Source organism: Streptomyces sp. NPDC091376 (assembly GCF_044757085.1).
GTDB classification, from domain to species: domain Bacteria; phylum Actinomycetota; class Actinomycetes; order Streptomycetales; family Streptomycetaceae; genus Streptomyces; species Streptomyces pratisoli.
On sequence record NZ_JBIVUF010000002.1, the window covers coordinates 73,763 to 86,273 of the forward strand.

Sequence of the window (12,511 nt, forward strand, 5' to 3'; positions counted from 1 at the left end):
GGTGCACCCCACACGGGGTGCACCGCCCGTCGCATACTGAGCGCACACACGCCGTACACGAACGCGAGGAGACGGTAGAGCGTGGTTGCGGAGCCGGAAGGTCCTGGGGAGGACCGGAAGCCGCAGTCCGACGAGGCGCACAGCGCCTTCACCCCGCCGGAGGGTGTCGACCAGCCCGGACCGCCCGAGGAGGACCATCCGTCCTCCGAGTTCGCCGTTCCCGACGGACTGTCCACCGAGGCGGCGGGCGAACCCGAGGGCTCGGCCTTCGCGCCGCCGTCCACGTACCGCGCGAAGGCGTCCCCGCCGGCGTACACGCCCGCGCACGGCATCCCGGTGATCCAACTGTCCAAGGACGCGCCCTGGCACGACCGGATGCGCACGATGCTGCGGATCCCGGTCAGCGAGCGGCCGGTGCCGGAGCCCGCCCAGCGGCACGACGAGTCGGGGCCCGCGGTGCCGCGCGTGCTCGACCTGACGCTGCGTATCGGCGAGCTGCTGCTCGCGGGCGGCCAGGGCGCCGAGGACGTCGAGGCGGCGATGCTCGCGATCACGAGCTCGTACGGGCTCGACGCCTGCGAGCCCACCGTCACGTTCACCCTGCTGTCGATCACCTACCAGCCGTCACTCGTCGACGATCCGGTGACGGCGAACCGGACGGTACGGCGCCGGGTCACCGACTACACCCGGCTGGCGGCCGTCTACCAGCTGGTCGCCGACATCAGCGCCGAGGACCACGACGTCAGGCTGGACGAGGCCTACCGGCGGCTCGCCGAGATCCGCAGGAACCGGCACCCGTACCCCGGCTGGGTCCTCACGCTCGCCGCGGGCGTCCTTGCCGGCTCGGCGTCCGTGCTGGTCGGCGGTGGCGCGCTGGTGTTCCTGGCGGCGGCGGTCGGCGCGATGCTGGGCGACCGGCTGGCGTGGCTGTGCGCGGGGCGCGGGCTGCCGGAGTTCTACCAGTTCGTGGTGGCGGCGATGCCGCCGGCCGCCATGGGAGTGGCGCTCAGCGCGCTCCACACGGACCTGCGGCCGTCCGCGGTCATCACCGGTGGGCTGTTCGCGCTGATCCCGGGACGGGCTCTGGTGGCGGCGGTGCAGGACGGGCTGACGGGCTTCTACATCACGGCGTCGGCCCGACTGCTGGAGGTCGCCTACTTCTTCGTGGCGATCGTCGTCGGGGTGCTCACGGTGCTGTACATCGGCGTGCAGTTCGAGGCGAACCTCAGTCCGGAGGGGTCGCTGAGCATCGTCGAGCGGCCGGTGGTGCAGATCCTGGCGTCGATGGCGCTGTGTCTGACCTTCGCCGTCCTGCTCCAGCAGGACCGTTCCACGGTGCTGATCGCGGCAGCCAACGGCGGAGTGGCATGGGTGATCTTCGCGTCGATCGCGGTGACGGCGCGTGGCTCGTCGGTGCTGGCGACGGCGGTGGCGGCGGGGCTGGTCGGCCTGTTCGGCCAGCTGCTGGCCCGTGTGCAGCACACCTCGTCACTGCCGTACGTGACGGCGGCCATCGGCCCGCTGCTGCCGGGTAGCGCCACGTACTTCGGCGTGCTGCACATCGCGCAGAACAACATGGACCAGGGCTTCGCCTCGCTGGCGAGGGCCGCGGCGCTGGCCCTGGCCATCGCGATCGGGGTGAACCTCGGTGGTGAGATCGCCCGGATGTTCCTGCGCAGCCCCGCGGCCGCGGGGCGCCGCCGCGCGGCCAAGCGCACACGCGGCTTCTGACCGGGCCCCCGGGGCCCGCGTGGACCCGGGGGCGCGAGAAACTACGGCCTCAGCGCTTGGCGTGGCGGCCGCGCTGGCCGGACGGCGGAACGTCCTCCGAGTCGGCGGCCGCGGCCGCCTTCTTGCCCTTGGAGCGGGCCCGCATGAACTCGATGACGATCGGGAGCACCGAGATGAGGACGATGGCGATGAGGATCGCCTCGATGTTCTTGTGGACGAACTCCACCTTGCCGAGCGCGGCGCCGAGCAGGGTCACACCCGCGCCCCAGAGCACACCGCCGATGATGTTGAACGTGATGAACGAGCGGTAGTTCATCCGGCTCACACCGGCGACGATCGGCGTGAACGTCCGCACGATCGGCACGAAGCGGGCGAGGACCAGGGACTTCGGGCCGTACTTCTCGAAGAAGTCGTGCGCCTTCTCCACGTTCTCCTGCTTGAAGAGCTTGGAGTCGGGGCGCTTGAAGAGGCTGGGGCCGACCTTCCGGCCGAAGAGGTAGCCCACCTGGTCGCCGATGATCGCGGCGAGCACGACGAGTACGCAGACCATCCACAGGGGCTGCTTGATCACACCGGTCGTGACCAGCAGACCTGTCGTGAACAGCAGCGAGTCGCCGGGCAGGAAGAACCCGATCAGCAGACCGGACTCGGCGAACACGATGATGAGTACACCGATCAGCCCGAATGTGGTGATCAGATAGTCCGGGTCCAGCCAGCTCGGTCCGAGCGCAAGGGTGTTCACGAGGTCCGGGCTCCTGTGGTGATAGTCGTCGGCGTGGCGGCTGCCCAAAACTATCAACGCATCGGCGGGGTGGCCGGTTCCACCTGCCCTCTCCGGATGCGGGGTGAACGGATGGCCACAAGGCTGTGGCCATGGGTATCGAGGATTACGGCGGTGGGCAGGGCCCGCACGCCGATGTGCTGGTCGTCACAACGAACGACGTCCCGGGGTTCCGGGTGGAGCAGGTGATCGGTGAGGTCTTCGGGCTGACGGTGCGTTCGCGGCATCTCGGCAGCCAGATCGGCGCCGGCCTGAAGTCGATGATCGGCGGTGAACTGAAGGGTCTGACGAAGACCCTTGTGGAGACCCGCAATCAGGCGATGGAGCGACTGGTCGAGCAGGCACGCTCGCGGGGCGCCAACGCGGTGCTGATGTTCCGCTTCGACGTGTCGGAGGCGGCGGACGTGGGCACGGAGGTGTGCGCGTACGGGACAGCGGTGGTGATCGCGCGAACCTGACGGCGGCCCCACGCCACGTGCCGTGCACACCCTTTGATTACGCGCCATATGCATGATTTGTGCCGTTATCGTGAGGCCCGTGACGACGACCGAGCACGCCCCGGCAACGACCCCGGCGCGCGCTCTGCTGCCGCTCATCGTCCCCGCGCTCGTGGTCGGCGTGGCGTCGAGCCTGCTCCTGCTGGGCGTCACCGCGCTCTCGGACCATCTCAAGAACGTCCTGTGGGAGGTCCTGCCCGACGCGGTCGGCATCGGCCGCTACTCGACCCTCTGGGTGATCGCCGTGCTCACGGTCACCGGCCTCGCGGTGGGGCTCGTGGTGTGGAAGGTGTACGGGCACGCCGGTCCCGATCCGGCCACGATGGGGCTCGTCGACCCGCCGCTGCCCGCGCGGGTGGTGCCGAGCCTGCTGCTGGCGGCCATGCTCGCGCTGGCGGGCGGGGTGAGCCTGGGCCCCGAGAACCCCATCACGGCCTCGAACATCGCGCTGGCGGCCTGGCTGGGCGGCAGGGCGATGCGCGGGACGGACTCGGACCTCTGGGCGGCTCTGGCGGCCGCGGGGACGGTCGGGGCGCTCTTCGGTACGCCGGTGGCGGCCGCACTGATCCTCACCGAGTCCCTCGCCGCGCGACCTGCTCCGGGCGCCCTGTGGAACAAGCTGTTCGCCCCGCTCATCGCGGGCGGCGCCGGCGCGCTCACGACGGTGCTGATCGCCCACCCGACGTTCGATCTGGCGCTGCCGGCGTTCAGCGGGTCACGCTGGGGCGATGTGCCCGCGGCGCTGGTGGTCTCGTCACTGGGCGCGCTGGTGGGGATGGCGGCCGTCTACGCGTTCCCGTACCTCCACGCCGCCTTCAAGCGGCTCGGGCACCCCGTACTGACGCTCACCGTCGGCGGACTCGTGCTGGGGCTGCTCGGGGCGCTCGGCGGGCAGCTGACGCTCTTCAAGGGGCTCTCCGAGGTGAAGACGCTGGCGGCGGACCCCTCGGGCTGGTCGTCCGGGCAGTTCGCGCTGATGACGGTCGTGAAGGTGGCCGCCCTCACGGTCGCGGCCGCGTGCGGATTCCGGGGCGGCCGGATCTTCCCGAGCATCTTCGTGGGGGTCGCCCTCGGCCTCGGAGTGAGTGCGCTCGTACCCGAGGTGCATCCGACGCTCGCGGTGGTGTGCTCGGTGCTCGGGGTGCTCCTGGCCGTGACCCGGCAGGGCTGGCTGAGCCTGTTCACGGCGGCGATCCTCGCCGCCGACCCGCATGTGTTCCCGCTGCTGTGCGTCGCCCTGCTCCCGGCCTGGCTGCTGGTGACCGGACGGCCCCAGATGCAACTCCACGACGACGGCACCCCATTGCGCTGAACGACGCTGAAAGGCAGTCACACATGGCTCTGCACAAGGGCGGCAAACGCCGCGAGGACAGCCAGGAGCTGCGCAGGCTCTCGATCAACCCTTTCTACGGGGCGGCCGACCCGCTCGGCGACATGATGGCGGCACCGCCCAGGCACCGGCTGCCGGAACGGCCGATGCCACCCGCGACGGCGTACCAGCTGGTCCATGACGAGCTGATGCTGGACGGCAACTCACGGCTGAACCTGGCCACGTTCGTCACGACGTGGATGGAACCGCAGGCCGCCGTGCTGATGTCGGAGTGCCGCGACAAGAACATGATCGACAAGGACGAGTACCCGCGGACGGCGGAGCTGGAGCGGCGGTGCGTGGCGATGCTCGCCGACCTCTGGCACGCGCCGGACCCGTCGTCCACGGTGGGCTGTTCGACGACCGGGTCGAGCGAGGCGTGCATGCTCGCCGGGATGGCGCTAAAGCGGCGGTGGTCGAAGCGGGCGGCGGCCCGGGCGGAGGGCTCCCGGTATCCCGGTCCCGGCGCCAGGCCGAATCTCGTCATGGGCATCAACGTGCAGGTCTGCTGGGACAAGTTCTGCAACTTCTGGGAGGTGGAACCGCGGCTGGTCCCGATGGAGGGGGACCGCTTCCACCTCGATCCGCAGGCCGCGGCCGAGCTGTGCGACGAGAACACGATCGGGGTGGTCGCCGTCCTTGGCTCCACCTTCGACGGCTCGTACGAGCCCGTCGCCGAGGTCTGCGCGGCACTGGACGCGCTCCAGGAGCGCACGGGCCTGGACATCCCGGTTCATGTGGACGGGGCCTCCGGGGCGATGGTGGCGCCGTTCGTGGACGAGGGCCTGGTCTGGGACTTCCGGCTGCCTCGGGTCTCCTCCATCAACACCTCGGGCCACAAGTACGGGCTGGTCTACCCGGGTGTGGGCTGGGCGCTGTGGCGCTCGCCCGAGGAACTGCCCGAGGAGCTGGTGTTCCGGGTCAACTATCTCGGCGGCGACATGCCGACGTTCGCACTGAACTTCTCCCGGCCCGGAGCCCAGGTCGTGGCGCAGTACTACTCGTTCCTGCGGCTCGGCCGCGAGGGCTACCGGGCGGTGCAGCAGACGACCCGGGAAGTGGCCCGGAGCCTGGCCGAACAGATCGACGCGCTCGGCGACTTCCAGTTGCTCACCAGGGGTGACCAGCTGCCGGTCTTCGCCGTCACGACGGCCCCCGACATCACGAACTTCGACGTCTTCGACGTCTCGCGGCGGCTGAGGGAGAACGGCTGGCTGGTCCCCGCGTACACCTTCCCGCCCAACCGCCAGGACCTGTCGGTCCTCCGCTTCGTCTGCCGCAACGGGTTCTCGGCGGACCTCGCGGAACTGCTCGTGGAGGACCTGGCGCGGATCATGCCCGACCTGCGGGAGCAGAGCGCCCCGCAGAGCAAGGACAAAGCGGCGGCGACCGGCTTCCACCACTGAGACGGCGCGGGCGGGGACGCGGCACATGCCGTGCCCCCGCCCGGACCGGAACCTAGTGGCTCAGCCGCACGAAGCGGCGCACCGCCAGCGGGAAGAACACCGCGACCAGCAGCAACGGCCAGACGAGGGCCAGAAGCTGGGCGTGCTCGGCCGCCCAGGAGCCGCTGCCGGCCGCGATGCCCGACAGCTCGCGTACCGAGGTCGCCGTCGCCGACAGGGGATTCCACTCGACCGCCGCGCCCAGCCAGCCCGGCATCGAGGCGGGCGTGGCGAACGCGTTGGAGAGGAAACCGGCCGGCCAGACCAGGATCTGCACGGCCTGCACCAGCTGCGGCCTGCCCGCCACCATCGCCAGGTGGATGCCGAGCCACAGCATCGCGAAGCGCAGCAGGAGCAGCAGGCCCAAGGCGCCGAGCAGCGCACCGGATCCGCCGTTCCAGCGCCAGCCGATCGCGTACGCGACACCGGTCATCACGATCAGGCTCAGCGCCGACTGGAGCAGATCCGCGACGCTGCGGCCGACCAGTACGGCCGAGTCCGCCATCGGCAGCGACCGGAACCGGTCGATCACTCCCTTGCCGAGGTCCTGGGTGACGGCCGTCATGGTCGCGTCGAGACCGAAGGCCATCGTCAGCGCCAGCATCCCGGGGACGAGAAAGGCGATGTACGCCCCCTCGACGTCGCGCCCGCCGCCGATGAGATGACCGAACATCAGCAACAGCATCACCGGGAAGGCGAGTCCGACGAGGACCTCCACGGGCTGCCGCGTCCAGTGGGCCAGTTCGCGCCGGGTCATCGTCCAGGAGTCGGTCAGGACATACGTGCTCACGCCGCGGCCTCCTTCGTCAGATGGAGGAAGACCTCGTCGAGGGTAGGCCGCCGCAGCGCGATGTCCTCCGCTTCGATCCCGGCCTCCTCCAGCGCGCGCACGGTCTCGGTCAGCGCCGCCATCCGGTCGTCGACCGGCGCGCTCAGCAGCCTCCGGTCCTGGTCGACGGCGGCCTCACCGGGCAGCAGGGCGGCGACGCGCGCCAGGTCGGCCGCGTCCCGCACGACCACGTCGATCCGGTCACCGCCCAGTTTCGCCTTGAGCTGGTCGGCCGTTCCGTCCGCGACGACCCGCCCCTGGTCGATCACGGAGATGCGGTCGGCCAGTTGGTCCGCCTCCTCCAGGTACTGCGTGGTGAGCAGAACGGTCGTCCCGCCGCCGACCAGTGAGCGCACCGACTCCCACACCTCGGCCCGTCCCCGCGGGTCGAGCCCCGTCGTCGGCTCGTCCAGGAACAGCACCCGGGGCTCGGTGACCAGTGAGGCGGCCAGGTCGAGCCGGCGTCGCATTCCGCCGCTGTACCGCTTGACCGCCTTGCGGCCGGTGTCCGCGAGGCCGAAGCGCTCCAGCAGCTCGTCCGCCCGCGTCCCCGCCCGCCGCGCGCCCAGATGGTGCAGCCGCCCGAACATCTCCAGGTTCTGCCGGCCGCCGAGCTCCTCGTCCACCGCAGCGTGCTGCCCGAGCAGGCCGATGCTCCGCCGTACCTCTGCTGCCCGTGTCCGTACGTCGTACCCCGCCACGCGCACCACGCCCGCGTCCTGACGCAGCAGCGTCGCCATGATCCGTACCGCCGTGGTCTTCCCCGCTCCGTTCGGCCCGAGCACCCCGTGCACCGTGCCGCTGCCGACCACCAGGTCGAGCCCGTCCAGGGCCCGTCTGCCGCCGAACCCCTTGTGCAGGCCCTCGACGACGATCGCGTCCGTCATCCGTCTCCTCCGCGCTCCGGTTCAGCCCGAAACCAAGTAATCAAACTTGACTACCCGAGGAAAGGTAAGCCCTTCGATCCCACTGGTCAAACTTGATCAGGTCATCAGGCCTGATCTCCCGCATGCGGGACACCCGTCGCGTACGGGTTCTCCTGCCCCTCCGCGAGCACCCCCACAAAGGGCTCGCCCTCCCCCGCGAAGGTGTACGCGCCGCCCTCGATCCGTTCGATCAGGCCACGGGTCCAGGCCGCACCGGCATCCGCCGAGTGGACCCACATGTTCATGATCTCGCCGATGTGGCCGAGCGACTCGGGCCCGTCCTCGGGGGTGTAGTACTCGGTGACCGACGCACGCCACTCCTCGATGCCGCGCACCCGCTCCTGGAGCAGCTCCACCGCCTCGTGCCGCTCCAGGTCCACGATGAAGCCGATCCCCGCCGAAAGCACGTCCACCTTCTGGTCGTGCGAGGTCAGCGCCTCGCGCAGGAGCGCGAAGTACTCCTTCGTGCCGCTCTCGGTGATCTCGTACTCCGTGCGCGGCGGACCGCCGGCCGTGGACGGCGCGATCTCATGGGCGTGCAGCAGCCCCTGCTTCGCCATCTGTTTGAGTGCGTGGTAGATCGATCCGGGCTTGGCGTTCGACCATTCGTGCGCGCCCCAGAACTCCAGGTCGTTGCGGACCTGGTAGCCGTGCGCGCGGCCGTGCTGGCGCACCGCGCCTAGGACCAGAAGCCGGATCGCTGACATGCGCGTACCCTCCTATTCAACTTTGACTAGGGTACGCGTCCGATCCTCGGGCGTTCCTGGGCCCCGCTCAGGGAACCCACTTGTACTTGCCCCCGCCGACCCAGCGCACGAACGCGGGATCGTCGAGGTCGAGATGATCCAGCCCCGCCGCGTGCGCGAGCCGGATCACGTCGAGCATGTCGTGCGCGGTCCCGACCGTCTCCCCGTTGATGTCCACCATCCGGAACGGCGGATCGCCCGGGACGACACCGTGGACGACGATCGGGGCCACTCCTGCTTCGTCACTCATGCATCAAGCGTCGCTCGACATGGCCACCAGGTCGAACGCACCCTTGCCGTCCAGCGACTCCCGGACGATGTCCGCGTGACCCGCGTGCCGGCCGGCCTCCTCGACCAGATGCAGCAGCAGCCAGCGCATGGAGACCCGGCCCTCCTTGGGGAACCACGGCGCCTCGGGCAGCGGGAAGGTGTCGTCGAGGCTCGGCACCGAACGGATGAACTCCTCGGTCTCCTTCGCGACCCCGTCCCAGAAGGCCAGGACCTCGGGGACCGTCTCACCGTCGACGAGCCGGAAACTGTCGGCCCAGGTCTCCTCGGTGCGCTGCCGCTCGTTCGGCTTCTGCTGCGCCATCCGCAACCAGTTGAGCTCGGTCTCCGCGACGTGCTTGAGCAGTCCGGAGAGCGACAGCTCGCTGGCGCTGGGGCGGCTCGCCGCCTGCTCCTCGGACAGGCCGAGCACCGAGCGGCGGATCGCTCCGCGCTGCGCTTCGACGAAGTTGAGCAGCGCGCCACGCTCGTCGCCGTGGGCCTCTGCGGGAACGTGAGTGACCATGGGGTCCGCCTTCGGGTAGGGACCGGCGCGGCCGCCGTTGCGGCCGCCCTGACACCACCGACACTACGGACCCTTGCGGTCAGCTTCTGTCCTCAAGCCCTCGGGAGCTCCTCGCTGCCCGGAGGGCGCTCAGAACGGGAAGATCGAGCGGCCGCGCTGGACCGAGATCCACTTCTGGGTGGTGAACACCTCGACCATCGCCTCGCCGTTCAGCCGCCCGAGGCCGGAGGCCTTCTCGCCGCCGAAGGGCACGATGGGCTCGTCGTGCACGGTCGAGTCGTTGATGTGGATCATTCCCGTGTGGATCCGCTGGGCCAGCGCCACACCACGCTCGATGTCCCCGGTGTGCACGGCGCCGCTGAGCCCGTAGGGGGTGTCGTTGGCGATCCGGACCGCCTCCTCCTCACCGTCGAACGGCACGAGGAGCACCACGGGACCGAAGATCTCCTGGGACAGGACGGGCGAGTCGGGCGCGAGACCGGTCAGCACGGACGGGGAGACCACATTGCCCTCGGTCCGGCCGCGGAGCAGGGCCGTCGCGCCTGCCTCGACGGACTGCTCTACCAGGCTCGACACGGCCTCGGCCTGCAGGGAGTTGATGAGGGGACCGATGTGGGTCCCGGGGTCCGCGGGGTCGCCGACCTTGAGGGTCCGGACCTTGGCGACCAGTTTCTCGGTGAACTCCTTCTCCACCTTGCGGTCGACCAGGATGCGGTTGGCCGCCATGCAGACCTGGCCCTGGTGCACGTAACGGCTGAAGACCGCGGCGTCCACGGCGTAGTCGATGTCGGCGTCGTCGAGCACGATGAAGGCGCTGTTGCCGCCCAGTTCGAGGACGGCGTGCTTGAAATTGGCCGCGCACACGGTCGCGACGTGCCGGCCCACCCGGTCGGAGCCGGTGAAGGAGATGACCTTCGGGACGGGGTGCTCTATCAGCGCGTCGCCGATCTCCGCGATGTCGGTGATCACGACGTTCAGCAGGCCGCCGGGCAGACCCGCGTCCTCGAAGACCTTGGCGACCAGGGAGCCACCGCAGATCGGCGTGTTCTGGTGCGGCTTGAGGACGACGGCGTTCCCGAGCGCCAGCGCGGGGGCGACCGACTTGATCGACAGGAGGAAGGGGAAGTTGAACGGGCTGATGACGCCGACGACACCGACGGGGAGCCGGTAGACCCGATTCTCCTTGCCGTCGACGGGCGACGGGAGGATACGGCCCTCGGGGCGCAGCGACAGCTGGACCGCCTCGCGCAGGAACTCCTTGGCGAGGTGCAGCTCGAAGCCCGCCTTCACACGGGTGCCGCCCAGCTCGGCGACGATCGCCTCCGAGATCTCCTCCTCGCGGTCCTCGATGATCCTCAGAGCCCGCTCGAAGACCGCCCGCCGCGCATACGGGTTGGTGGCGGCCCACTCCTTCTGCGCACGCTCAGCCGCCCGATAGGCCTGGTCGACCTCGTGGGCCGTGGCCACGGTGATCGAGGCGAGCTTCTCCTCGTTGTACGGGTTGAAGTCGATGATGTCCCAGGAACCGTTCCCCGGGCGCCACTCACCATCTATGTACTGGAGTGCCAGATCGCTGAAGAAGGAGGACATGAGATCCCTTTACCGGCCGCGGAAGCAGATGCATGTGCAGATACCAGTGAGCCTGATGTCACGTCATCGTACTTGCCGGTCAGGTGAGTTGGAGTAGACCACGGAGAAGGTCCCGGCTCTCGGCCGGCCCGGGGCTGTCCTCCCGGAGGCGCTCCATCACCCTTTCGTACTGCGCGACTTCCTCGCGCTTGTCGAGGTACAGCGCGCTGGTCAGCTGCTCCAGATAGACGATGTCGGAGAGGTCCGACTCCGGGAAGCGGAGCATCGTGAAGGCGCCGGACTCGCCCGCGTGGCCGCCGAAGCTGAACGGCATGACCTGGAGCGTGATGTTCGACTGCTCGGACACCTCGATCAGGTGCCGCAACTGGCCCTGCATGACGGCCCGGTCGCCGTAGGGACGGCGCAGCGCGGCCTCGTCCAGGACGGCGTGGAAGCGGGGGGCGCGCTCGGAGACCAGCGCCTTCTGGCGCTCCAGGCGCAGCGCGACCCGGCGGTCGATCTCGGCGCTCGGCGCCCCGGGCATGCCGCGCGCGACGACGGCGTGGGCGTACGCCTCGGTCTGCAGCAGGCCGTGAACGAACTGGACCTCGTAGATCCGGATGAGCGAGGCGGCGCCCTCCAGGCCGATGTACGTCTGGAACCAGCCGGGCAGCACATCGCCGTAGCTGTGCCACCAGCCCGCGACGTTGGCCTCCTTGGCCAGCCCGAGCAGCGAGCCGCGCTCGGCATCGTCCGTGACGCCGTAGAGGGTGAGGAGGTCCTCGACGTCCCTGGCCTTGAAGCTCACCCGTCCCAACTCCATACGACTGATCTTGGATTCGGAGGCGCGGATCGAGTAGCCCGCGGCCTCACGGGTGATGCCTCGCGACTCACGAAGCCGCCTCAGCTGTGAGCCCAGCAGGATGCGGCGCACCACTGAACCTCCGCCAGGGCCATCGGCCCGGGGGTAGCCCCACGACTCCGCTGCTGTCACGTCTCCAACCCTCCCCATCGCCATCGGTTCTCGGAGCACCCCCGAACCCCGAGCCCCGGATTCTGCCACCAAAACGCTTCAGCCCGTACTCAATCGATTACAGAAAGAGGACGCCTTTGGGAAGGGCGCGCAAGAAGCACGCGGAAGATATGAGTGTGAACCGGCACGGGTTCGGACAGGTCCGGCGCGTGCACGTGCATCTGCCCTTGCATCTGATGTACGCATTCGGAACCATGGACCCCGCGCACCTGCGTACTCGTTCGTGCTCGTTCGTGTTGTAGCGTCACAGCCGCGATTCCCGGGAGTGCCTCGCATGGGAACGAATGGATCGACCATGCTCGAGCCGTTACGGCAGGGCCTTCCGCCGATCGATCCCGCGGCCGTGTCCAGCTCCGCCTCCTGCGCCCTCCCCGCCCGTTACGAAGCCGTACGCGGTGCCCGGAAGTTCACCAGCAGAACGCTGACCCAGTGGGAGCTCGACGAACGCTTCGACGACGTCGCGCTCGTCGTGTCCGAACTCGTCACCAACGCGCTGCGGCACGCCCTGCCCGCGGACACCCCGCGCGGCCAGGAGCCCCCTGTGCGGCTGCACTTGATGCGCTGGACGGGCCGGCTCGTGTGCGCCGTGCGCGACCCCAGCGAGGAGAGCCCCGTCGCGGGCGAGGCGGAGGACTCCGCCGAGTGCGGCCGGGGGCTGTTCCTGGTCGACTCCTTCAGCGACAGCTGGGGCTGGCACCCGCTCGCGGGGCCGCTGACCGGGAAGGTCGTCTGGGCGCTGTTCCTCCTGCCCACGGAGTGAGCCGGGAACCGGGAGAGCCGGGTGCCGAGTGA

At 69.7% G+C, this 12,511-nt stretch carries 13 protein-coding genes; 5 read left to right on the forward strand and 8 right to left on the reverse strand.

The window, feature by feature from the left end; translation table 11 throughout:
• Positions 1-81 precede the first annotated feature (81 nt).
• Positions 82-1,731: a threonine/serine exporter family protein gene (locus ACIQMR_RS04535; protein WP_401382816.1), complete on the forward strand. Its 1,650-nt coding sequence runs from the start codon at positions 82-84 to the stop codon at positions 1,729-1,731.
• A 49-nt stretch (positions 1,732-1,780) separates the two neighbouring features.
• Here ACIQMR_RS04535 and ACIQMR_RS04540 read toward each other — a convergent pair whose 3' ends face one another.
• Positions 1,781-2,473, reverse strand: a complete 693-nt coding sequence (locus tag ACIQMR_RS04540; RefSeq protein ID WP_401382818.1) for a DedA family protein — start codon at positions 2,471-2,473, stop codon at positions 1,781-1,783.
• A gap of 131 nt (positions 2,474-2,604) precedes the next feature.
• Here ACIQMR_RS04540 and ACIQMR_RS04545 point away from each other — a divergent pair, with 131 nt between their 5' ends.
• Genes ACIQMR_RS04545 through ACIQMR_RS04555 form a run of 3 tightly spaced genes read left to right on the forward strand, consistent with a single transcriptional unit; the run spans position 2,605 to position 5,784 of the window.
• Positions 2,605-2,970, forward strand: a complete 366-nt coding sequence (locus ACIQMR_RS04545; protein WP_401382820.1) for a YbjQ family protein — start codon at positions 2,605-2,607, stop codon at positions 2,968-2,970.
• A 52-nt stretch (positions 2,971-3,022) separates the two neighbouring features.
• A complete protein-coding gene (locus ACIQMR_RS04550; RefSeq protein ID WP_401382823.1) occupies positions 3,023-4,321 on the forward strand; it encodes an ion channel protein in 1,299 nt (432 codons plus the stop codon).
• Positions 4,322-4,344: 23 nt separating this feature from the next.
• Positions 4,345-5,784 (forward strand): glutamate decarboxylase, encoded by a 1,440-nt coding sequence (locus tag ACIQMR_RS04555; RefSeq protein WP_401382826.1) that lies wholly within the window; start codon positions 4,345-4,347, stop codon positions 5,782-5,784.
• 52 nt (positions 5,785-5,836) lie between these two features.
• Here the strand turns inward: ACIQMR_RS04555 and ACIQMR_RS04560 are convergent, their stop codons facing one another.
• The 7 genes from ACIQMR_RS04560 to ACIQMR_RS04590 form a co-directional block, all read right to left on the reverse strand.
• The gene (locus ACIQMR_RS04560) at positions 5,837-6,580 is read right to left on the reverse strand and encodes an ABC transporter permease (RefSeq protein ID WP_401384053.1); all 744 of its coding nucleotides are present in this window, start codon (positions 6,578-6,580) and stop codon (positions 5,837-5,839) included.
• A gap of 29 nt (positions 6,581-6,609) precedes the next feature.
• Positions 6,610-7,539, reverse strand: a complete 930-nt coding sequence (locus ACIQMR_RS04565) for an ATP-binding cassette domain-containing protein (RefSeq protein ID WP_401382827.1) — start codon at positions 7,537-7,539, stop codon at positions 6,610-6,612.
• Positions 7,540-7,643: 104 nt separating this feature from the next.
• On the reverse strand, positions 7,644-8,285 hold the full coding sequence (locus tag ACIQMR_RS04570; RefSeq protein ID WP_401382831.1) for a PadR family transcriptional regulator: 642 nt from the start codon (positions 8,283-8,285) through the stop codon (positions 7,644-7,646).
• 67 nt (positions 8,286-8,352) lie between these two features.
• A complete protein-coding gene (locus tag ACIQMR_RS04575; RefSeq protein WP_401382833.1) occupies positions 8,353-8,574 on the reverse strand; it encodes a hypothetical protein in 222 nt (73 codons plus the stop codon).
• A 3-nt stretch (positions 8,575-8,577) separates the two neighbouring features.
• Positions 8,578-9,117, reverse strand: a complete 540-nt coding sequence (locus ACIQMR_RS04580; RefSeq protein WP_401382835.1) for a DinB family protein — start codon at positions 9,115-9,117, stop codon at positions 8,578-8,580.
• Positions 9,118-9,246: 129 nt separating this feature from the next.
• Entirely contained in the window at positions 9,247-10,707 is a 1,461-nt protein-coding gene (locus ACIQMR_RS04585) for an aldehyde dehydrogenase family protein (protein ID WP_401382838.1), read from the reverse strand.
• 79 nt (positions 10,708-10,786) lie between these two features.
• A complete protein-coding gene (locus ACIQMR_RS04590; protein WP_401384055.1) occupies positions 10,787-11,620 on the reverse strand; it encodes a helix-turn-helix domain-containing protein in 834 nt (277 codons plus the stop codon).
• Between the two features lie 373 nt (positions 11,621-11,993).
• Between ACIQMR_RS04590 and ACIQMR_RS04595 the strand changes: the two genes are divergently transcribed.
• On the forward strand, positions 11,994-12,479 hold the full coding sequence (locus tag ACIQMR_RS04595; protein ID WP_266381150.1) for an ATP-binding protein: 486 nt from the start codon (positions 11,994-11,996) through the stop codon (positions 12,477-12,479).
• Positions 12,480-12,511: the final 32 nt, after the last annotated feature.